1 protein-coding gene is annotated in these 267 nt (G+C 67.4%); it reads right to left on the reverse strand.

Annotation, left to right across the window (positions count from 1 at the left end; all coding sequences use genetic code 11):
• A partial coding sequence (locus tag SB847_RS21240; RefSeq protein WP_410578617.1) for an ABC transporter substrate-binding protein occupies positions 1-267 on the reverse strand: 267 nt, incomplete at both ends.

The raw sequence follows: 267 nt of genomic DNA on the forward strand, positions 1-267 counted from the left end.
GTCGAAGCCGGGATCGAAGCTGCCCAGGCCGTCCGCCGCCCCGGCCAGGCGATTGGCGAGAAAGGTCAGCGCAATCATGCTGCCGTTGACGTTCGGATTGGTGGCCACGGCCACCTTGCCCCGGTACTTCGGATCCCACATCTCGCGCCAGCTCCGGGGGGGCTGGGCAAAGGCAGACTTGGCGTACACCAGCGTCAGGGAGTCGTACATCGCCGGCAGCGCCCAGAATCCGAGCTCGCGGCCCATCTTGCCCAGGTCCGCGGCATT

The sequence above is a fragment of the Bacillus sp. SIMBA_026 genome, from assembly GCF_046535335.1.
GTDB lineage: Bacteria > Bacillota > Bacilli > Bacillales > Bacillaceae > Bacillus > Bacillus velezensis.